The sequence below is a fragment of the Palaeococcus ferrophilus DSM 13482 genome (assembly GCF_000966265.1).
GTDB lineage: Archaea > Methanobacteriota_B > Thermococci > Thermococcales > Thermococcaceae > Palaeococcus > Palaeococcus ferrophilus.
In genome coordinates this window covers 295,780-314,521 of sequence record NZ_LANF01000011.1, presented here as the reverse complement: position 1 = coordinate 314,521, position 18,742 = coordinate 295,780, and the positions used below count along the sequence as shown (strand labels likewise).

The window sequence follows — 18,742 nt, the reverse complement described above, 5'->3', positions numbered from 1 at the left end:
ATTGGTGGTGGTAATGAAGCGAAAGATCAAAGTCGTAGTGTTTATCCTCGCGCTTGGCGTTATTGCCCGGATGGGCTGGGCCATACTGCCGCCCCTCGATGAAAGGGAGTACCTTGGAACTGAGGTGGAGTACCAGTATAAATTCCCTCTTCTCGACCCCTCCATTGATATTAAGCCCCCTGAGAAGGGTTATGTTAGTGTTACCGTGTCGCTGCTCCTCCCTGGAGGGACTGTTGAACATCTGGGAACGTTCAATGGAAAGAATATGGTTAGAATAAATTATGGGCGGATACAAAGTGGAATGAAGTTGTGGGAGCAACATCTCAGGAAAGAAGGTGTGAAGCCAGATGCTGTTAATCCCGGGGTAATTCTCGTTGGCACCCTTAGAGACGAGGGTGGTAACGTCAAGTATTTTATGAAGGTGGTACCACTTAACGTGGGTAGAATACTGGAAAACAGAAACGTGAGAATAACGTTCTCCCCTCAATCTCTCGAAGTCCTTCATCGCGCTGAGGAGCTGTCGGAACTCAGAAGAAAGCGTGTAAACGACAATACTGCCCCTCCCACTTTTACTGAGCTCCCTACACCCTCTCCTGATCCGCCATCGTACTGCAATCAGCCCGGCATGATATGCCCTAAACCCAGTGAATACTTTGAGTGGCGTCCGGAGGAAGTCATAAGCGCAAGAAACAGGGCTTTCATACCCATGGTCATGGCGTACATTCACGGGGACATTGGAGAGGTTCAGGATGTGTTTATGAGGAGCCAGTATAAGTACAGGGACGCTGAGTCTCTGGAGATAGGCTTTTCGGCAGTTGGTGCACTTAAAAAGGGTGGAATGGACGGTTCAATAGATTCAATGGTTCTGGGTTTTTCCCACACCATCAAGAGTAGCAGTCTGGAGTTTTCAGGATATCCGGTTCGCTTTAGGGGAGAGGAGATAAAGGGCCCCTCCGTACTTGGGGTTGGCGTCAAGGGAAGCGTGCTGCTTGTCAAATACAGGAAGTATCACTGCGATGCGCTTAGCTCGATTCTTGGCTGTCAGAAAGGTGACACGGTCGCGTACGTGCTTGTGGCCCAGCCTTCTGATGATTCACTCAGACTTGAGAAGCGTCTTGAACCGGGCCCTCCCGCGGAGTCCTCAAAATATACGGGAGTCTTAAGGGGAACGATGTGGTACGTCCAGAGGTATTGGGAACCCTTTGAAACGAGGGCATCAAAGGATTTTATTGATGCCACGGACTTTGATATAGGGCGGTCCGCAGGCACTATTCCCCTCTTCAGTGCTTCGGCCGCGCTTCTTCCACAGCTGGCCGCTCCCCTTGGGGTAGAACTGACACCGGTTCTTCTGGGGGTTGGCATTGGGTTCAACACTGAGGAGTGGAACTATCACCTTGTTGAGCTACTTGTTGCGCTTGAACATAAGGACAGGACAGCGAGGGCGGTGTTCTATAAAAATCCCGTGAAGTTCAGGTACAACGGGAGATACTACGATTTAACAGCGCTCTACGCGGATGTGGAGGTTCATGCTCCCGACACACCCACCCCTGAGCCGTCCCCTATTCCCGGACCATCCCCTTCGCCCGATCCGGAGCCCACCCCATCGCCCACACCTGATCCGGAACCGGGCCCAGCGCCGTTCCCGCCATGCAACCCGCGGACGGGGATATGCCCCATGTCCTGACGATTCTCTTTTTCTTTCCCCTGCGTTAGCTTTTTATACTTTCACCGCGACAATACCTCGAAGTCCGAGGTATAGGTGAGTAATATGAAGGGAGTCATACCCCTCCTCGTGATTCTGCTCCTCCTGCCCTACGCGGTCTGCGAAGATCTCGGTGAGGTTCTCTTCGAGGCACTCTCGAGCGGAAACTACTCCGTGCTCAAGCCCCATCTCGACCCGACCATGGAGAAGGCCTTTGACGAGCGCTCCTTCAAATCCTTCCGCGATAAGCTGGCGGTTTACGGGGAGCTTAAAGGGTACCGGTTTGAAAGGGAAGGCTCCGCCGGAGGCTACACCTTGAAGTACTACGTTTTCGAGTTCGAGAAAGCGGAGGTAACCCTCCGCCTCGTGGTGGACTCCGAGGGGAGGTTATCAGGGATATGGATTGACGCCGTTGAGTCAAACGCCCCAAAAAGCTCGCTCTTCCTTGCTTTCCTCCTTCCCGCTCTGGGCGGAATCGCCGTGCTCCTCCTATTCAGGCTCGCCGGGTTTAAACCCCTCTGGGCCGAGCTCCTGCTGGGTGCCTTCCTCGTGCTCGTCACCCTCTTCGTTCAGCCTCTCTTCCAGCAGCTCCCTCTCATAGCGATGGGCATAAAGTCAAACGCAGATGTTATCGAGAGGGGGGGCATCCTTTGCCCTCGCGGTTTCCGTGTGGCTCGGCATTGTGGCCGGCCTCTTCCAGGAGGGCCTCAAGTACTTCTTTGTCCGCAGAAGAACCCTTAAAGAGGGCCTCTTCGTGGGGCTGGGCTTTGGCGTCGGCGAGGCCGTTATCATCCCCATCATCGGTATCGTGAACGCCGCCCTGATGTCCCTCCCGGCTGGAGTGAGCTACCTCCCCTTCGTGGAGCGCGCGCTGGCAACACTCTTCCACGCGGGGACGGGGCTAACGCTCGCTTATTTCTACAGGAAGGGGAGAGGCCTTCATGCACTAATAGTTATCTCCGCCATTCACGGTCTGATAGACACGTTCGCGGCCCACTACCAGCTCACGGCGAGCACAGCTGATCTCTGGATAAGCTACGCCCTTCTCGCGGCCTTCTCGCTCCTTTTGCTCCGCCCGCTTGGGGAGGCGAAGAGAGAGGTGGAGGAGAGGAAAGTTGTTTGGTAGTGGTAGGGAGAGGGCCCTGAAAAAGCTCAGGAAAGACCTCCGCTCCGGTCTCTACTCCTACCTGGTGCTCTCCCTCCTGCGGAGGCACGAGGAGATGCACGGCTACGCGATAAGAAAAAAACTCAGTGAGCTGAGTGGGGGGAGGCTCGTGCCGAGCGAGGGGACACTCTACGACCTCCTCAAGAGTCTCGAGAGGTACGGCCTCGTGGAGGGCGTATGGGCTGAGGTAAGTGGGAGGCCGAGGAAGTACTACCGCATCACCAGGCTCGGGATGGAGGTCCTTGAGGAGCTTGAAGCGGAGGTGGGGCTCATAAACGAGACCCTGAGGGCGCTTGGGGGTGAAACCTATGGCTGGGACTGAGCTGTTCGAGGTGGTCTTTGGGTCCGTGATCTCGGCCGTTATCTTCGTGGCAGGTCTGCTCACGTACCTCTTTCGGAACAGGCCGAATCTCGCAGTGGGGTTCCGTATCGGCTACACCTTCGCGTCGGAGGAGGCGTGGAGAAAAGCCAATTCCTTCAGTGGAAAGGCCTTCATGGCCCTTGGCGTGCTCCTCTTCGCGCTCAGCTTGGGTGTTCGCGACCTTCTCGTGGTAACCGTCGTGATGCTCGCCGGAATACTCGCGATATTCGTTGTGGGCTACCGCATCGCCAGGAGGGTGGTGGAGCTGGAGGGCATGAGGGAGCCAGCCGAGGGGACGCCCAAACCCATCGAGGGCCTGGACATAACGCCATACCTCGCGGTTCAGGTTGGCCTTGTCGTGGCCTACCTGGTTCTCCTCTGGACTGGCTGGCGCAAGCTTCCCGAAAACGTTGCGATACACTTCAATGTAGAGGGGGAGCCCGACAATTTCGCCTCTAAATCTATGGGTGCGTTCCTTCTCCCGCTGGCATTGTCAATACTTCCGGCGGCGCTCACCTACCTTTCTAGGGACCCGATGCTCCTCGGCAGAGTTCCCAACATGGGCAAAAAGGGCGTGAAGGTTCTGGTTGAGATCATGACGCTCGTCCAGTTCCTTATCGTTGGGAGTTCCGCCTACGTGGTTCTCTACAACGCCTACGGCCTTCACTCCGGCCTCGTGCTCTCCGCGATGGTCCTCGGGGCGGTGGCCCTCCTGCTTGTGGAAACCTTCAGGCTCATCCTGGCCCTTGGAGAGGGGGATTAACCCTCGAGGGCCCTGATAACCTCATTTTTATCCAGCCTTTTGGTTATGCCAACCTCGACCGCGTGCTGGAGGATGTAATCGGGGATGTCATCTCCGAAGAAGGCCCTAACCCCCTTTCCAGGCAGGTAGAAGGCGTAGACCCTAATTCTCCTCTCCCCAACCTTCCCGGCGAAGACTGCGAACCCCTTCTCGGCGTTGACTCTCACAACATCCCATGAGAACGTCCCGGCTATGGCGAAGAAGGCCTCGAAGAGTTTCACCCTCGCATCTTTTAAGGCCTTGTTCACAGCCTGCCGCGAGATTCCTAGAGTTTCGGCTATCTCCACCTCGCGCATGCCCCTGGCCCTCATTAGCCAGACCCTCTCCATCCCCTCAGGGAGCTTGAGCATTGGCGGCCCTCCTGAGCAGGTTTAGGAACTCATTCCCATCCCTGTAGGCCAGCAGGTACGACTTTCCATCGGCCACCAGCAGTATCAGTTCCTCCCTCTGAAAAGTTCTCACGGCCCACAAAATGAATAGACCGAACACGAGGCCCGGGACAAGGGTTTCTGGGCCGATGGTAACGAGGGGGTAGAGGAGTAAAAAGGCCAGGGCAAGGACGGCCGAGAGATAAATTGGCCCTTTCCGCTTCATCGGTAGGGTCAGAATCATGAAGAGGAGTGTGTACATGGAGATTACAAGGGGGGCGAAGTAAGCTCCGATGGGGTTCTCCTCGCCGGGCAGAAGGAGATAAGCCATCGAGAGGACCACCGCAGTAACCCACACGGAGGTATAGGCCTTGAAGTGTCTCGCCACGGTGCCGTACTCGAGGCGGGAGAGAATCGAGACTTCCTCAATGGAATCTAGCGGGATTCTCTCCTTTATTAGGCCGAGACCGTGGAGGAGAACGAGCTCCTTTCCATTGAGCTCCGCGCCCAGCGGGGCGGAGAAAACCAGGAGGTAGGGGAAGAACCACGCGAAGTTCCACCCGTTGGATGCCTGAAGGAGAACCCCAAAGGCACCGCCAATGAGCGATATTGCGAGGAAGAACAGTGGGGCACCTCTAACGGGGAAGGCGGAGAGCTTAAGCCTCACCGGGAACACCTCCAATTATGGACTTTAGTAACACCTCAGGCTTTTGGGCCATAAGGGGGTACTTTCCCCTTTGGGCTGTTATCACAACGTAGTCCTTACGGTAATACTCGGCAACAAAAAGGAGACCTAATACACCCCAGATCAAAACAGATACGGGATCAACATAACCCATTTTCAGCTTCATAAGAAGTGTCGCAAAGAACAGATCAAGAACTCCAAAGAGGAAGGCGATGTTAATCCTATTGAACGGCAGGGACATAACCGCGAGGTAAAGAACGCCGAAGAATATCAGGCCTATGTCGCCAAAGTAGTACCCCTCCAAAAGCCCGCTGGGAAGGAGCAAAAGGTCAAGGAAGACGAACAGCGCACTGGCAGTGATTAAAACGTACAATTCCGGAAATTCCCTTATCATGACTGCTCTCTCAAGCTTGCTCACTACTTTAACGTCTTCTATTTCGGAGAGAGGAACGTTAATCGTTAGTTTGCCAAAGGCGTACTTGAGCCTCAATGTTTCCCCTTCCACCTCAACCGATGTTCCCCATGAAGCCGCGAGGAAGAGCCAGCCTACGAGCGAGATGTACCACCAATCCTTGGCAAGTCTTGGAACTCCGATTATCAGGAGGAATGAGAACCCCAATAGAATAAGTGGAAGTCCTGAGAAGTTAGCCGGTTTTGTGCCTTCAACTCTCATTGGCACCACCAAGATGGGACATTAAGGCAGTATCCCCTTCCTTGACGAGTAGTTGAGCGTGTAAACCCCCTTTTCGGTTACGAGGATTAGTATGCTCCTCTCCAAGAGGTCTCCGTCCCACATGAGGCCGCCACCATAACACCCTCGGCGGGCCGGCCTTCATACCACCACCTTGTCAACCTAAGTAAGTTGACGAAATATTTAATCCTTTCGATAGGCTTAAATTATCCCTCTCACTCTCTAGTGTGGTGATGCCATGTCCCTCGAGGAGCTCTACCGCCACATAAACTGGCGGATGAACCCGGCGGACGAGAGGGCGAGGGAGAGGTTTGAGAGGATAGCGGAGTTTTTCGAGTCAATATCGGATAGCCTTCCAAAGGGAGGCAGAGTCCTCGACGTCTGCGCCGGAACGGGCATAGCCGGAGTCGCCCTCGCGAAGGCGACCGGTGCGAGGCTTCTCACGGTTTTAGACGCCCGAATGGAAGACCTTGAAAAAGCGGAAGAGTGGCTTGGAATAGCGGGAATAAGCCCCGAGCTCAAACTCGTCCAGGGCGACGCGAGGGAGGCAGCGAGACTCGTGGGCGAGCACGATGTTGCGGTTCTCTGGGGCTACACGATGCCGCACTTCGACCCCTTCGACGCGGTAAAGCTCTTCGCGAACGTGGCATCCATCCTAAGCGACGACGGCGTTTTCCTCATAGAGGACATGGACAGGGTTTACTGGATTCTCTACCGCGCCGGTTACAGGGAGTTCCTCATCGAGGGGCGGAGGGAGAACTACACCATAGCCTCGATGCACGAGGGCTACGACTTCGTGAGGGGGACGTTTAAGAGGGGCTACTACGTCCTTCCGGGGTTCAAAAAGATAAGCGATGTTGACTTCCACTACTGGGATTTAGCCACGCAGCTTGCGATAGGGAGCGTCTTCTTCAGGGAGTACGGGTTGATAACGATGGAGGAGCACGGGATGGAAGGGGTTGGGAACGTCATCCTCTTCAAAAAACCGGAGAAGAGGGTGGCGGAGCTGAAGCTCAGAGGGAGTAGTGCTCCGGCCGGCGGTCCTTGAAGACGTCATTCATTTCGTTTATCCTCTTGTTTCTCGCCAGCGAGAGGTCTATCTCGACCACCCCAACCTCTTCCTCCTCTTCGCTCCCCATGGCCAGAACTTCCGCCTTTGGAGAGGCTATCGTGCTCTTACCTATGAACCTGAGGCCCCTCTCCTCACCGACCCTGTTGGCGGTTACCGTGTAAACACGGTTCTCGAGTGCCCTTATCGGCATGGCCCTCGGCGCGTAGGGCATCACGAGGTTGCTGGGGTGGGCTATTATCTCGGCGCCCTTGAAGGCGAGCGTTCTCGCGCTCTCGGGGAAGAACCAGTCGAAGCATACCATGACCCCCACCTTCGCTGTGCCGATGTTGAAGACGCGAAAGCCCAGGTCGCCGGGCTCGAAGAAGAGCTTCTCGCGGTAGAAGAGGTGCACCTTGCGGTACTTCCCTATGTAGCCGCTCCCTATCGGGCCAGTTATCACCGCGGAGTTGTAGAGCCTCCCCCTCTCGTCCTTTTCGGCGGTTCCGGCCACTATGAAAACTCCCAGCTCTCTCGAGAGCTCCATTAAGAACTCCGTCGTCGGACCGTCGGGTATCTGGCCCGCTACGCTCTCGACCTCTTCCCTGCTCTTGAAGTTGTAGCCCGTATCGAAGAGCTCCGGAAGGACTATAAGCTTTGCACCCTTGTCCGCGGCCACCCTTATGAGCTCCTCGGCCCTCGAATAGTTGAGTTCCGGCTCGAGGAGAACAGGTCTCATCTGGACGTAGGCTACCTTCATACCACCACCGTTTCCTCTACGCTCCCATCCCTTTTTGGGTTTTTGATTTGTGTTGTGAACGTCCGGTTGTTGGAAACTTCGCTGTGGGTCCTTTTTGGATGGAGAAGGTAATCAAAAACCCTCAACAATGCCTTCGCAATAATTAAAAGATTGCGATGGGGGTTTGGACTAATTCTATGGTTGATGGGCTGAAAAGGACCACCAAAAATCATTGTTGCACTGTCCTCTGGGGGGAAGTTTAAACGTCCGTTTGGTGGGTGAGAAAGCCTTAGAATGGAGGTTGGCGAAAACCGATTATTTTCAGGCCCGTGGGGAAAAGTTTAAAAGGCACCCCAAGAAAGCCAAGCTTGGACGATTACAGGGGTGATGCTCATGAAGAGGAGACCAAGGAAGTGGAAGAAGAAGGGAAGGATGAGGTGGAAGTGGATCAAGAAGAGGATACGCAGGCTCAAGAGGCAGCACAGGAAAGAGAGAGGTCTGATCTGACCTCGACTCCCTTTTCTCTTTGGTGGGGACATGTTCGAGCGGCTGAGTCTTGAACTGGAAACCTCCGTCGGAAGGGTGCTTCTCATAGCCGATCCTCACATAGCCTTTGAGCTCCCCCGCGGGCTCCGAATCAGAACGGGGTTTGAGCTGAGACTGTCTGATTTCGTGGTTGAGAAAGACCCCGACCTTCTCGTTATCCTCGGCGACGTCAAGGAACCCCTCTCGATGAAGCCCTTCACGAGGAAGCTCCTCACGGAGTTCTTCTCCACCCTGGGCGACGTTGAGGTCTGGATCGCCAAGGGAAACCACGACGGCCAGATCGAGCTCCTCGAGAGGGACTTTCCCAACCTCAGGGTTTCGGACCATTTCGTCCTGGACGGAAACCTGTTCCTCCACGGGCACACGTCCCTGCCCGATGTTGAGTTTGAGAGGGCCTTCCTTGGCCACATACATCCCGCGGTGAGCGTGAACGTTGGAAGCGCCGTTAGAAAGACTAAATGCTACCTAAAGGTCGGCCGCTTCTTCATCCTGCCCACAATCAACCCCTACATCGAGGGCTTCGACGTGAGGAGGGGCATAAAGATGGTGCCTTTCCTGAAGAATGCAAAGGTTGGTGAGGTTTACCTTCCGAACTGGACGTACATCGGTGAAATTATGTTCGAATAAAATCGCGTTCATGGGAAAATCCTTCGGAACCGCAAGCTTTATGAACATGAAGTATGAACTTAAGTTTGCATAGGTGGGAAACATGAACGACAAGGTAGTGGCACTCCTCAGATCCCTCGGGGTTAAGAAGAGCGAGATTCGCATATACCTGACGTTGCTCGAGAAGAAGACCCCCATGCGTGTCACCGAGATACAGCGAGAGGTGGGGCTCAGCGAGCGCTCCGTGAGGGAGCACGTTCTAAACCTCTACAGGAGGGGCTTCCTCAGGAGAAAGCTCATAGAGGAAGGCTGGCTGGGCTACACGTACACGGCTGTATCCCCTCACGAGCTCCTCGAGAAGATAAAGGAGAACCTCCTGAAAAAGATAAACGAGCTGGAGAGGGAACTCCAGGAACGTGGTGAGTGATTAGCTTATCTCCTCAACTATTCCGGCCTTTTTGAGTATATCAACCCCCTCCTTCAGCTTCTCTTCGTTGATTTCTCTGTACTCCTCGCGGAGTGCTCTGAACGCCTCCTTCTCCGGAAGAATCTCCGAGAGCATCACGAGCTCGTGAAGGTGGACGAGCAGCTTCCTGTCCCTTGTGAGTTTCCTGAAGCGCCTGGCCAGTTCCTCGTCGGCCATCGCTATTGCCTCCCTGCTTATCCTGCCCCTCTTCACCCAGCGGAGCCAGCCGCTTCCCTCAAAGGCATGACCAACGTCAATGCCGAGGAAGCGGGCGTCCCTCGCGAGACCCTTCATAACGAGCCTTTCGCTCACGTCCGTCTCTCCCTCCATTCCAAGCTCTCCCAGGTATTTCATGGCGTAGGCTCTGGCAAAGCGCCGGAGCTCCTCATCCTCCGCCCTAGCCAGCGCGAGGGCGGTGGCAAGGACGGCCCTCCCTATAATCCCCACGCTCTCCCTGCTGAGCTTTTCAACCGTATCGGCGCTCGAGTGGTAGTGTCTGTCCGGCCACGTTATTGCCATCACGGAGGGTACCCCAAAGAAGTTGAAGACGTCGTGGTCGCTGCCCATCTCGTAGGGGGAGCCCTTGAGTCTCAGGCGCGGCATTGGGCTCCCCGAAAAGCTGCTGCCGGAGACGTTGGCCCTATCGAGGAAGTACTCCAGAAGACCGGAAACCACGGAAAAGCGTGATAAGGGGGTTCTAATGGCCATTATCGTTGATCCCGACCTGTCCTGGCTCCCCGCCACCATGTCGAGGTTTATCACCGCGTAGTACTTACTAATGTCAATCTCCTCCACGAAGGCCTGGGTGCCGTAGTACTCCGGAACCCAGAGGAATGCGAAGCCGAAGCGGAATGAGTCATTGTGAAGGGTGCTTAGGATTCTCGCCAGCTCTATCAGCATCGCGCTCCCGCTCGCGTTGTCGTTGGCGCCGGGCCTTGGGTGGCACAGGTGGGCTGTGAAGAGTACGAACGGTGCGCTCCCGACCTCTGCGTAGACTATGGGAAGAACCTCCCGCTCCTTGATCTCCACCTCAAGCCTGCCTTTAGCGGTGATATCCTTTGAGAATGCCTCCTTCGCCCATGTCTCGGGAACCGCGAAGGCGGGAATCTTCGCCCACTCGAGGTCTTTCCCGGTGAGGAAAAGACCTATGTAGGGAACCGCCGTTCCTGTCCCTTCCCTGTAGGCGATAAAGGCCGCCGCACCCTTCTCGTTCGCCCTCCTGTAGGCCTCACGCCAGTCCCTCCCGACAAGAACCGCCTTGCCCTCCACCCTCTCCCAATCCTCCTCGGTGCGGGGTATGAAAACCTCCCCTTCGAAGCTTCCTCCGGGGGAGTGGGCCATTGCCACTAGGGGCGTCTCAGCTGAGGTGAGCCTCTTTTCCCCGAACTCGAGTTCGCCGTGGAGCAGGTTCCAGGCTATCGGGCTCCTAAGCGTCAGGTACTGGCTTTCTCCATCGTAACTCTTCTCGATTATCTCGGCCCTTACCCCGAAGAGGTCGAGCTTCTCCTTCACGTATCTGGCGGCTTCAACGAGCTCCCTCGAGCCCTGAATCCTGTGGAATCTGCTTATGTCTCCTATGAATTCCATCACGTTGTCAACTGAAAGGACGGCCTCACCAAGAAAACGCCTCATGGAACCACCGGGGAGAATAGGGAGGGAAAGGATAAAAGGTTAGTCCTTCCCCCTGTGCTCGCACCACTCCGTATTCCCCCACTTTCCGTGGAGCTCCCCGGGGATGTGACCGGTATCTGGAACCGCCTGCTTGAAATCAAAGAGAGCCTCGAGGGCAGAGGCTATGTCCCTCGGGAAGTCCCTCTGGGCCACGTACAGCGCCGCCCTGGTTATCACGTTGTAGGTCGAGTTGGGCACGAGGCTTCTCAGCGAGTCGAACCACGCCGCCTCGCTCGATTCCCATCCGTTGAGTCCCTCTATGCGGAAGAACTCGTAGTCGTAGTAGAGCTGCGGGAAGGATAGGAGCTTCATGTACTCGAGGAAGAGGTACTGGGCCCTTTCTTCCCTTCCCTCCTCGAGGTAGAGGTCTATGAGCTCGCTGAGGGCCTTGCTCAGTGCCACCACGTTGCCGAAGGTCACGCGCGTGTCAATGTGCTCCCAGAAGCGCGGGCACGAGTGGTTTCCGAGGAGGGCGAGGTAGTATATCCTCCCGAGCTTGAGGCTTATGGAGGGGTCAACCTCCTTAACTGGTTCCGTCACGTAGTCCACGCTGGTGTCCATCTCGAAGTACTCATAGTGCTCGCGGAAGAAAATCCTGGCGTACCTCACGAGGAACTCCTTGAAGCCCTCGAGGGTCAGGTTCTTCTCGTAGGCCTTGAGAAGGTCGAAGGTTCCGTAGCGAATGCTTCTGTTTAGCTCGCGTGAGAGTTTTGTAAAAGCGAGCTTCCAGAGCTGAGAGTACTCCTTTCCGCGGTACTGCCTGGAGTATGCCTTGTTGTCATCCCTCCGCACCCCAAGCCACCGCGTGTCGCTCGTAGTTCCGTCAATGCTCAGGTCGAAGTAGTCGCTCCAGCTGGAGTAGTCCTTCACCTTTATCTCGAACTTCTCCGTGCATTCGCCTTCAAGGCACTTGTATTCCCCGCTCCTCTTTCTCCTTATGAACTCGGGCGCGTTTATTAGCTCGGTTCCCCTCTCCCTGAGGCCGTTGAGCCACTTCATGAACTTGTCAAGCTGGGTCGGGTTGCTTACGAGAGCCTCCAGGTCGCTCGCCAGGTAGACGAGGTAGGGGATTTTCTGGGACTCCTTGAACATGTCGAGCCTCCCCTCGGCCACGGCCCTCACCAGGCCCTCCGCATCGAGCTGGTTGAAGGCGAAGGCATCGCTCAGCTGATGGTCCCTCCCGAAGACGTAGGCGTAGTGCCCGTCAGTTTTGAAGGTGTTGCACGAGAACTTCGCCTGCAGGAAGTGGAGGTCTTTGAACTGCCTCTCGTCCAGCAGGAAAACCAGGTCCGTCGGCGAGGCTTCCCTCACTATGCGGGCGCTGTCGCGGGCTATCACTCCCTCGGGGAGCCAGTAGCCGAGGACGTCCTTTCCCGTTATGAATGGTGAGTAGAAGTCGAAGGAAACTCTCGCGAGCACCTCCTGCGTGAACTTGCTGAGGTGCGGCATTATGGGGTGGAAGGGGGTCGTGGGGACGGCTTCAACGTACTCCCCGAGGAGGGACGCGATGTGGCCGTATATCTTGGGCTTGTAGCGAAGCACGAGGTAGAGGGTGAAGGGCTCTATGTCAACGCTCACAGCCCCCCTCTCCAGCCTCATGAGAGTCTCGTCCACGTAGTCGTAGGCCTTTATCATGGCCCGCGTCCAGTTGCGTCCCTTAACCTCCTCGTCCCTTATCCTCAGGGCGACGGGGCTGAGCCTTTCCGAGAACTTTATGGGGTCCCAGCCGGTTCCGTCGTGGATGTAGATTATATCGCCCGGCTGGTAGGCGTGAAAGTGGTAGGCGAACTTCTGCATCATTCCTCCTCCCCCCTCTGGCCGAGCATTCCTGGGAGCTTCATAAAGCCGGGCTCACCAACGACCTTCATCATGGAGAGTATCTCGGGGGGTTCGATTATGCGCGGACTCGCGAGGAAGCTCTTGAACTCCTCCTCCATCCCCTCCTCTTCAGTGATGGGCCTGGCCTCAACCTTCACCCTTGGTTTCTCCTCTTCCTCCACGGCGCGGCCCGTCTCGGCTACCCCGCGGTTTATGTCATCAATCCTCTGCCTCTCACCATCAATCCTTCCGCGTCTGAAGGCGTCCCTCACGAGGGGGTATACCTCGAGCTCCTTTGCCCGTTCGTAGATCTCCTCCTTCTTCTCGCTGACCCAGCCAACCCACTCCGTGTGACCGTGGTAGCCGATGAAGTATCCGAAGCGGTAGGCCTCGCGTATAAGCTCACGCTTCCTGATTTTAATCTCCTCGTCCTTCTTCATTTTACTCCCCTCAGAAAGGCCCTTCGTTGTAAACCCTTACCCCGTTCGTGGTGAAGCGGACGCGTTTCATGTTGCTGTCGTGGGACGTTCCGCGCATCTTGAGTATCTGGAGGGCGCGTATCATCGAGTAGTTTCTCATGAAGTGGTGCATGACTATAACGCCGCTCGCCAGGTAGTACTCGTCGGTGTACTCCTCTGACCTCATCATCTCGGATATCATTAGTACGGTAACACCCATCTCCTCCATTGCCCTAACGAAGTAGCCAAGCTCCCTCCTCTTGTTCTCTGGATCAGCCACCAGCTTCTCCATGGAAGTGAAGGAGTCTATGACGACGCGCTTGGGTTTTTCGGCCGCTATGGCCTCCTTCATCTTTCTGAAGAGTTCCCTCCACGTCAGGCGCTCCTCCATGCGGAGGAGATTGTAGCCTATGTCGTAGAACACTATCTTTCTCGCCTTCGTGTGCATGAGCAGGCTGAAGTTGTACTTGCTCATGTCCTGCAGGATGACCTTTGGATCATCAACGAGAGATATGTAGAGTCCCTTCTCGTTGTCCTCCGCACCCTTAATGAGGAACTGGATTCCTATGGTTGTTTTTCCGCTTCCAGGCGGTCCCGTGAGTAGGTAGAGTCTCCCTGGGATTAGTCCTCCACCTATGAGCTCATCCAGCCCCTCAACGCCTGTTGAAACTCTCTCCATGCTCTTGAGAAGTTCACCCACGTACATAACCCATCCCTGAAAAATGAATGGGGTTTGAAGTTTATATCTTTAGCCCCACGTTACATGGCGGTTGAAGAGGAAGCGCACTATGAACGACAGGAGTATTCCTATGAAGTTGGCCACGAGGTAGGGCACCCCGAGGGCTTTGAGCGTGAAGTAGACCGCCACCTGCACCAAGAAGCCGCTCGCCGCCGCCACGTGGAAGTTGAAGAGCCGTCTGATGAAGGAACCTCTCTTCAAATCCCTGAACGTCCAGAGGTCGTTCCACATGAAGTTGTTGAGTATCGAGAGCTCCGTGGCGGGGAAGACCGCGCTGTTCTCGCCGAGGGTGCCCGATTCGACAAGGAGGTAGAGCGCCCCCTCGTTGACCACTATCCCCGTTAGACCCACTATGCTGAATTTGATGAGCCTGTCGAGCTCGCCCTCCCACTTCATGAGCCTGTAAACGTGGCGGAGGTAGTTGATAATCTGTTTCTGGCCGAGCTTGCTCTCCCCCGCGTTCCTGAGGCCGAAGGTGAAGGGAACCTCCACGACCTTCTCGTAATTCCCCTTCACGAGGATTTCCATGAGTATCTTGAACCCCACGGGGTTAAGCCTCGCCCCCTCCACGACCTCCCTCCTGAGGGCGAAGAAGCCGCTTACGGGGTCCTTTACATCCCTTATCTTGGGGAGGGCCACCCTGCCTATCATTATGGCCCCCCCTGGAGATGAGCTTCCTCCACCAGTACCAGTTCTCGACCCTCCCCCCCTCAACGTACCGGCTCGCTATGGCCACGTCGGCACCCTTTTCAATAGCCTCAATGAGGTGGGGAATCACCTCGGGCGGGTGCTGAAGGTCGGCGTCCATCACCACGAAAACGTCCCCATTGGCTATCTCAAAACCCCTGATCACCGCGGAGGAGAGCCCCCTCTCATCCGTGCGCCTCAGTACTCTCACGGGGTACTCCTTTGAGAGCTCCTCCGCCCTCTCCCACGTTCGGTCGGAAGAATCGTCGTCCACAACTATTATCTCGTAGTCCCTTCCATCCATGGCGGAGCTTATGCGCCTGAAAAGTTCCTCGAGGTTGTCCCGCTCATTGTATGTTGGTACTATGATTGAAACCCTCATCCCACTCCCCCTCTGAATGGAACCGTAAGATTTATAACCGTTTCCCGAACATGAGAGTGTGGGCACGGGGCCGTGGGGTAGCTTGGCCCATCCTGCCGGCTTCGGGAGCCGGTGACCCGAGTTCAAATCTCGGCGGCCCCACCAGAATCCACTTCTCCCGGATTTAAAAATTCGAGAAAAGAAGGAGAAAGAGGCTCATCTTTCCTCGCATCATCACCGCTCAGGAAGGAGAACGCCAATCATCGCCTAAATGTCCTCTTTTACCGTTACGAAGGAAACCATTGTGACGGTCTGACCCAGCCCCTTGACCTCACGGAGCCTGTCAACGACGATTTTTCCAACGTCCTCGGCTGAATGGGCGCGGACTTTGATCAGGAGGTCCCACTCACCCGCGATTATGTGGACCTCGTAAACGCCCTCGACCTGGGCCACCCTGTTCGCGACCTCCTTCTGGGTGAGACCGCTGGAGGGGTCGTAGCGGGCCAGTATGAAAGCGGTCGTCCCGAGGTTGAGCTTCTTGTAGTTGGGCTTTATCGTGAACTTCTCTATTATGCCCTCCTCAAGAAGCTTTTTTATCCTGTAGTGAACAGTGGTCCTTGGAACACCGAGTTTCTTGCTGAGGGAAGCTATGTTCTCCCTCGCGTTCTCTTTCAGCTCGTCCAGAAGTTTTTGGTCAACCCTATCGAGAACGTCTACCATTTTTACCGCCCACCACATCCTGTCATTTAGACAATATAAATCTATCGGATTTGGACGTTCACCCAATTTTTAGCTTGTCCCTTAGCCAGTTTGAAAAAGCCTCAAAGGCCCGGCCCCTGTGGGATATCCTGTTTTTTTCCTCCGTTGTCATCTCGGCGAAAGTTCTCCCGTACCCCTCGGGTATGAATATGGGGTCGAAGCCAAAGCCACCCGAGCCTCTCCTCTCGAGGCCTATTCTCCCGTGGACTGTTCCTGTGAAGATGTGAACCTCCCCATCCCAGTACGCTACGACGCTCTTGAAGTACGCCCTCCTGTCCTCAACGCCCTCCATTAGCTTCAGTATCCCGTCTATACCCAGCGTTTTGAAGACGTAGGCGGAGTAAACTCCCGGAAACCCCTGAAGGGCCTCTATGAAGAGGCCGGAATCGTCGAGGAAGAAGGGTCCATCAATCCGCTCGGAGAGCCACTCCACACCGTAGGCCGCTACCTCCTCAAGGGTATCGGCCTGTATCTCCGGGTATGGAAACTTCAACCCTTGGACCTCAACACCAAGGGGGGTTAAATAGGCCATCGCCTCCCTCAGCTTGCCCGGATTGGAAGTTATGAACGTTATCCTCATGAAATCACCCGAAGAAGGAAAAGGGTCAGTCTATGGTGTAGCCTATCTTCTCCACGAGCTCCCTGCGCTCCCTCTTGAGCTCGTCGTCCTCTATTCTGTTAGCGGCTTTCCCGTCAACTATGCCGAGCACACTCCTTCCGAGCTCAGTCTCAGCCACTATAACCTGCAGAGGGTTTTCACTGGCCCCGTAGACCATGGCAACGGCGGGGTGGTTCTTGACGGTGTTGAGGACGTTTATGGGGAAGGCGTTCTTCATGAGTATCACGAACACGTGCCCGGCACCAATGTTGAGGGCGTTTTTGGCGGCTAGCCTCTCGAGCTCCTTATCGTTCCCTGTAAAGCGCGTCAGCTGGGGCTTTGCCTCGTTCATGGCTATTCCAAACTTTATGCCCGGAACCGCCGTGAGAAGCGCCCTGGCGAGGTCATCCACCGTGAATATCGAGAAGTTTCCCTGGCCGATGATGCACTCAACTCCTTCCGGCTTCTCTATGTCCACCACGTCTATCTTCACCATTACTCACCACCGAAAATATATAAAAGTCCCAGAAGATAAAACTTTTTCCGTGAGGTGGAATGGGCGGAGATGAAATAAACCTGTCCGAAATTGATTTTCTTGTTGATGTGCTCAATAAACACCCGAGGGAGAGCCTTAGGAAGATAGCCGAGCTGGAGGGAATAGACTACTCGAGGCTCAGAAGGCTTTACGAGAAGTACTACGGCCCGGACAAGTACGTAAGCGTTTATTCGCTCTTCAACATGACCCGTCTGGGGTTTAAGAGTTACATCGCCTACCTGAGCGTCCCCAAGTCCGAGATGAATATTGTGGCCCGCCGGATGCTCCGGAACCCCTTTGTGGCCACGGTTCACCCGACCTTCGGGTTCAAGATAGGCCTCAAGTCCATCCTCCACATCCCAAAGGAGCAGACGATATACATTGACGATCTCCTCTCCAGGTACAGCGACGACTACGAGTACTACAGGGTGGCCCCCTATCCTCACGTTAAGATGGAGCCCGGGGAATGGGATTTGAGTTATGACTACGCCAGGCTCATTGACATAATCAAGGTTGACGCCAGGACACCGGTATCGGAGATAGCCCGCGCCCTGGGAAAGAGCAGGGCCACCGTCAACTACATGATAAAGCGCCTCGAGGAGCTGGGGATACTCGTGGGCTACGCGGCTATACACGATGATAAGGCCACGGACAGGGTCTTCAACGGCATCGCCTACGACCTCGATGAGGGCCTCATAGAGGAGTGGATGGAGAAGTACAACATGCTCGTGGGGCAAATCCTTCCCGAGGGATATTACCTTGAATGGTACTTCAACTCCAAACGTGTTGACGTCGGGGAGATGATATACAAGTTCGGCCAGTACGTTCAGAAGTTCACGATTGACTACCTTGCGGGCTTTGAGTGGGAGAACAGGCTCGACTACTTTGCCAAGAGGGTTAGAGAGGACGGAGGCGGCTACCGCTCCATCCTCGAAGACTTCTAAGGCTCCAGGGGGCAGTATTCAACCCCGTAGGGGTCTCCCGAAGCTTGGAACTCAAGGGCCCTGCAGTCGTGGCACACGTACTTGAAGGGGCATGCGGAGCAGGGCTCTATCCTGTCCTTTGTTATCTTCCACATGTTCTTTAGTCTCGTTTTTCTGGCGAGCTTTGAGATGCCCTCTTTCTTCGCGTCCCCCACCACGAAGTTCCGGAGGAGCGGGCAGGGGAGGGCGTAACCATCCGCGGTTATTGCAAGGGTCCCCCCCATACACGGGTGGTAGCGTTGAGTGCTCCCGCTGTCTATTCTCCTGAGGTTCAGGATGTTGAAGTTAACGCCCCTCATACTCGGCGGATGGATGACATCAACGTAAACGTCCCCGGGGAAGGGCACGTCCTCGAGGGGGTACTCGTCCGCCTCCACCATGAGCAGGACCCCGTCGGCAAATCCGAGGGAGTTGAGCTTCTCCCAGTTCTCGGGGGAATTCCTCATCTCCACGACTATCCTGACGCCCTCTATAGGGTGCATTTTTTCAGCGTCCTCAATCCTGACGACCGCGTAGACCTCATCTATCCCCAGCCTACCCGCGTACTCCGCCAGTTCGATGAGCTCCTCCACCTCATCGTAGTTCGTCAGGTAAAGTTCGCGCCCTCCTTTCAGCTGGAACTCCCGTATTAGCTGCTTTTTTCTGTCCGTGGAGAGCTTCTCCCTGCGGAGTATGAAGCGATTGTTTCCCATGCACCCGATTGACCTTGGGATGCCGGTTATCTCCGAAAATTCGCCCTTTCCAGCCCCTAGCTGCAAAATAAGCCTCTCCAGCTTCCCATCATGTGTTTTTTCTGTCCAGGGGGGCTTTCCGACGCTCCTGACGCTGCTTCCTTTCTCTCTTTCGATGGTGAGCATCTCAACCTTAACCTCTGCCATATTCCACACCCACACTCCCCTACGCGGAACTTCTTTATTAACTTTTTCTAGTCATATTTTTATTACAACTTTATAA

21 protein-coding genes, 1 tRNA gene and 1 pseudogene are annotated in these 18,742 nt (G+C 55.3%); 10 read left to right on the top strand and 13 right to left on the bottom strand.

Annotation, left to right across the window (positions count from 1 at the left end; translation table 11 throughout):
- The first annotated feature begins 4 nt into the window (after positions 1–4).
- From PFER_RS12345 to PFER_RS06735, 5 genes are all read left to right on the top strand, one after another.
- Positions 5–1,684 (top strand): hypothetical protein, encoded by a 1,680-nt coding sequence (locus PFER_RS12345; protein WP_157255134.1) that lies wholly within the window; start codon positions 5–7, stop codon positions 1,682–1,684.
- Between the two features lie 84 nt (positions 1,685–1,768).
- Entirely contained in the window at positions 1,769–2,443 is a 675-nt protein-coding gene (locus tag PFER_RS11845; protein WP_052696195.1) for a hypothetical protein, read from the top strand.
- The gene (locus PFER_RS06745) at positions 2,370–2,828 is read left to right on the top strand and encodes a hypothetical protein (protein ID WP_157255132.1); all 459 of its coding nucleotides are present in this window, start codon (positions 2,370–2,372) and stop codon (positions 2,826–2,828) included. Before PFER_RS11845 ends, PFER_RS06745 begins: the two co-directional genes overlap by 74 nt.
- Positions 2,818–3,189: a PadR family transcriptional regulator gene (locus tag PFER_RS06740; protein WP_048150193.1), complete on the top strand. Its 372-nt coding sequence runs from the start codon at positions 2,818–2,820 to the stop codon at positions 3,187–3,189. The genes PFER_RS06745 and PFER_RS06740 overlap by 11 nt, the downstream gene beginning before the upstream one ends.
- Positions 3,176–3,991, top strand: coding sequence for an SdpI family protein (locus tag PFER_RS06735; RefSeq protein WP_048150191.1), 816 nt, complete (start codon positions 3,176–3,178; stop codon positions 3,989–3,991). The genes PFER_RS06740 and PFER_RS06735 overlap by 14 nt, the downstream gene beginning before the upstream one ends.
- On the opposite strand, the gene PFER_RS06730 is transcribed toward PFER_RS06735, so the two are convergent.
- Genes PFER_RS06730 through PFER_RS06720 form a run of 3 tightly spaced genes read right to left on the bottom strand, consistent with a single transcriptional unit; the run spans position 3,988 to position 5,756 of the window.
- On the bottom strand, positions 3,988–4,380 hold the full coding sequence (locus tag PFER_RS06730) for an RNA polymerase sigma factor sigma-70 region 4 domain-containing protein (RefSeq protein WP_048150189.1): 393 nt from the start codon (positions 4,378–4,380) through the stop codon (positions 3,988–3,990). The genes PFER_RS06735 and PFER_RS06730 overlap by 4 nt on opposite strands.
- Positions 4,364–5,065, bottom strand: a complete 702-nt coding sequence (locus PFER_RS06725) for a hypothetical protein (protein WP_048150187.1) — start codon at positions 5,063–5,065, stop codon at positions 4,364–4,366. The genes PFER_RS06730 and PFER_RS06725 overlap by 17 nt, the downstream gene beginning before the upstream one ends.
- Positions 5,055–5,756 carry a hypothetical protein gene (locus PFER_RS06720; protein WP_048150184.1) on the bottom strand — a complete coding sequence of 234 codons (702 nt, stop codon included), beginning with the start codon at positions 5,754–5,756 and terminating at the stop codon, positions 5,055–5,057. Before PFER_RS06720 ends, PFER_RS06725 begins: the two co-directional genes overlap by 11 nt.
- A 256-nt stretch (positions 5,757–6,012) precedes the next feature.
- On the opposite strand from PFER_RS06720, the gene PFER_RS06715 reads away from it, so the two are divergent.
- Positions 6,013–6,822 (top strand): class I SAM-dependent methyltransferase, encoded by an 810-nt coding sequence (locus tag PFER_RS06715; RefSeq protein ID WP_048150181.1) that lies wholly within the window; start codon positions 6,013–6,015, stop codon positions 6,820–6,822.
- Here PFER_RS06715 and PFER_RS06710 read toward each other — a convergent pair.
- A complete protein-coding gene (locus PFER_RS06710) occupies positions 6,788–7,582 on the bottom strand; it encodes a nitrilase (RefSeq protein ID WP_048150177.1) in 795 nt (264 codons plus the stop codon). The two genes, PFER_RS06715 and PFER_RS06710, sit on opposite strands and share 35 nt — an antisense overlap.
- A 516-nt stretch (positions 7,583–8,098) precedes the next feature.
- Here PFER_RS06710 and PFER_RS06700 point away from each other — a divergent pair.
- Together PFER_RS06700 and PFER_RS06695 are read left to right on the top strand one after the other, a co-directional pair.
- Positions 8,099–8,734 carry a metallophosphoesterase gene (locus PFER_RS06700; RefSeq protein WP_048150174.1) on the top strand — a complete coding sequence of 212 codons (636 nt, stop codon included), beginning with the start codon at positions 8,099–8,101 and terminating at the stop codon, positions 8,732–8,734.
- 82 nt (positions 8,735–8,816) lie between these two features.
- The gene (locus PFER_RS06695) at positions 8,817–9,140 is read left to right on the top strand and encodes a helix-turn-helix domain-containing protein (RefSeq protein WP_084593924.1); all 324 of its coding nucleotides are present in this window, start codon (positions 8,817–8,819) and stop codon (positions 9,138–9,140) included.
- On the opposite strand, the gene PFER_RS06690 is transcribed toward PFER_RS06695, so the two are convergent.
- The 5 genes and pseudogenes from PFER_RS06690 to PFER_RS06670 all read right to left on the bottom strand — a co-directional run bounded on the left by PFER_RS06690 (position 9,141) and on the right by PFER_RS06670 (position 14,934).
- The gene (locus PFER_RS06690; protein ID WP_048150169.1) at positions 9,141–10,811 is read right to left on the bottom strand and encodes a DUF4910 domain-containing protein; all 1,671 of its coding nucleotides are present in this window, start codon (positions 10,809–10,811) and stop codon (positions 9,141–9,143) included. It lies immediately after the preceding gene.
- A gap of 39 nt (positions 10,812–10,850) precedes the next feature.
- Entirely contained in the window at positions 10,851–12,650 is a 1,800-nt protein-coding gene (locus tag PFER_RS06685; protein WP_048150166.1) for a glycoside hydrolase, read from the bottom strand.
- Positions 12,647–13,108, bottom strand: coding sequence for a hypothetical protein (locus PFER_RS06680; protein ID WP_048150165.1), 462 nt, complete (start codon positions 13,106–13,108; stop codon positions 12,647–12,649). Before PFER_RS06680 ends, PFER_RS06685 begins: the two co-directional genes overlap by 4 nt.
- Before the next feature lie 10 nt (positions 13,109–13,118).
- Positions 13,119–13,832, bottom strand: a complete 714-nt coding sequence (locus PFER_RS06675; RefSeq protein ID WP_048150162.1) for an RAD55 family ATPase — start codon at positions 13,830–13,832, stop codon at positions 13,119–13,121.
- 42 nt (positions 13,833–13,874) lie between these two features.
- Positions 13,875–14,934: pseudogene (locus PFER_RS06670) on the bottom strand (glycosyltransferase).
- Between the two features lie 66 nt (positions 14,935–15,000).
- Between PFER_RS06670 and PFER_RS06665 the strand changes: the two are divergent.
- Positions 15,001–15,078 (top strand) — tRNA-Pro (locus PFER_RS06665).
- A 102-nt stretch (positions 15,079–15,180) separates the two neighbouring features.
- Here the strand turns inward: PFER_RS06665 and PFER_RS06660 are convergent.
- Genes PFER_RS06660 through PFER_RS06650 form a run of 3 tightly spaced genes read right to left on the bottom strand, consistent with a single transcriptional unit; the run spans position 15,181 to position 16,766 of the window.
- Entirely contained in the window at positions 15,181–15,633 is a 453-nt protein-coding gene (locus tag PFER_RS06660) for an Lrp/AsnC family transcriptional regulator (RefSeq protein WP_048150160.1), read from the bottom strand.
- Between the two features lie 58 nt (positions 15,634–15,691).
- Positions 15,692–16,252 carry an XTP/dITP diphosphatase gene (locus PFER_RS06655; RefSeq protein WP_048150157.1) on the bottom strand — a complete coding sequence of 187 codons (561 nt, stop codon included), beginning with the start codon at positions 16,250–16,252 and terminating at the stop codon, positions 15,692–15,694.
- A 25-nt stretch (positions 16,253–16,277) separates the two neighbouring features.
- The gene (locus PFER_RS06650) at positions 16,278–16,766 is read right to left on the bottom strand and encodes an adenosine-specific kinase (RefSeq protein ID WP_048150155.1); all 489 of its coding nucleotides are present in this window, start codon (positions 16,764–16,766) and stop codon (positions 16,278–16,280) included.
- Between the two features lie 59 nt (positions 16,767–16,825).
- On the opposite strand from PFER_RS06650, the gene PFER_RS06645 reads away from it, so the two are divergent.
- A complete protein-coding gene (locus PFER_RS06645) occupies positions 16,826–17,749 on the top strand; it encodes an Lrp/AsnC family transcriptional regulator (protein ID WP_048150153.1) in 924 nt (307 codons plus the stop codon).
- Here PFER_RS06645 and PFER_RS06640 read toward each other — a convergent pair.
- Positions 17,746–18,666 (bottom strand): SPASM domain-containing protein, encoded by a 921-nt coding sequence (locus PFER_RS06640; RefSeq protein ID WP_048150151.1) that lies wholly within the window; start codon positions 18,664–18,666, stop codon positions 17,746–17,748. The two genes, PFER_RS06645 and PFER_RS06640, sit on opposite strands and share 4 nt — an antisense overlap.
- Positions 18,667–18,742 lie beyond the last annotated feature (76 nt).

Excerpts from the sequence above, each read along its gene's own strand:
- PFER_RS06710 (WP_048150177.1), bottom strand. The coding sequence starts at position 7,582 with ATGAAGGTAGCCTACGTCCAGATGAGACCTGTTCTCCTCGAGCCGGAA.
- PFER_RS06685 (WP_048150166.1), bottom strand. The coding sequence starts at position 12,650 with ATGATGCAGAAGTTCGCCTACCACTTTCACGCCTACCAGCCGGGCGAT.
- PFER_RS06695 (WP_084593924.1), top strand. The coding sequence starts at position 8,817 with ATGAACGACAAGGTAGTGGCACTCCTCAGATCCCTCGGGGTTAAGAAG.
- PFER_RS06680 (WP_048150165.1), bottom strand. The coding sequence starts at position 13,108 with ATGAAGAAGGACGAGGAGATTAAAATCAGGAAGCGTGAGCTTATACGC.
- PFER_RS06735 (WP_048150191.1), top strand. The coding sequence starts at position 3,176 with ATGGCTGGGACTGAGCTGTTCGAGGTGGTCTTTGGGTCCGTGATCTCG.
- PFER_RS06675 (WP_048150162.1), bottom strand. The coding sequence starts at position 13,832 with ATGTACGTGGGTGAACTTCTCAAGAGCATGGAGAGAGTTTCAACAGGC.
- PFER_RS11845 (WP_052696195.1), top strand. The coding sequence starts at position 1,769 with ATGAAGGGAGTCATACCCCTCCTCGTGATTCTGCTCCTCCTGCCCTAC.
- PFER_RS06655 (WP_048150157.1), bottom strand. The coding sequence starts at position 16,252 with ATGAGGATAACGTTCATAACTTCCAATCCGGGCAAGCTGAGGGAGGCG.
- PFER_RS06700 (WP_048150174.1), top strand. The coding sequence starts at position 8,099 with ATGTTCGAGCGGCTGAGTCTTGAACTGGAAACCTCCGTCGGAAGGGTG.
- PFER_RS06730 (WP_048150189.1), bottom strand. The coding sequence starts at position 4,380 with ATGCTCAAGCTCCCTGAGGGGATGGAGAGGGTCTGGCTAATGAGGGCC.
- PFER_RS06640 (WP_048150151.1), bottom strand. The coding sequence starts at position 18,666 with ATGGCAGAGGTTAAGGTTGAGATGCTCACCATCGAAAGAGAGAAAGGA.
- PFER_RS06660 (WP_048150160.1), bottom strand. The coding sequence starts at position 15,633 with ATGGTAGACGTTCTCGATAGGGTTGACCAAAAACTTCTGGACGAGCTG.
- PFER_RS06650 (WP_048150155.1), bottom strand. The coding sequence starts at position 16,766 with ATGGTGAAGATAGACGTGGTGGACATAGAGAAGCCGGAAGGAGTTGAG.
- PFER_RS06720 (WP_048150184.1), bottom strand. The coding sequence starts at position 5,756 with ATGAGAGTTGAAGGCACAAAACCGGCTAACTTCTCAGGACTTCCACTT.
- PFER_RS06645 (WP_048150153.1), top strand. The coding sequence starts at position 16,826 with ATGGGCGGAGATGAAATAAACCTGTCCGAAATTGATTTTCTTGTTGAT.
- PFER_RS06715 (WP_048150181.1), top strand. The coding sequence starts at position 6,013 with ATGTCCCTCGAGGAGCTCTACCGCCACATAAACTGGCGGATGAACCCG.
- PFER_RS06690 (WP_048150169.1), bottom strand. The coding sequence starts at position 10,811 with ATGAGGCGTTTTCTTGGTGAGGCCGTCCTTTCAGTTGACAACGTGATG.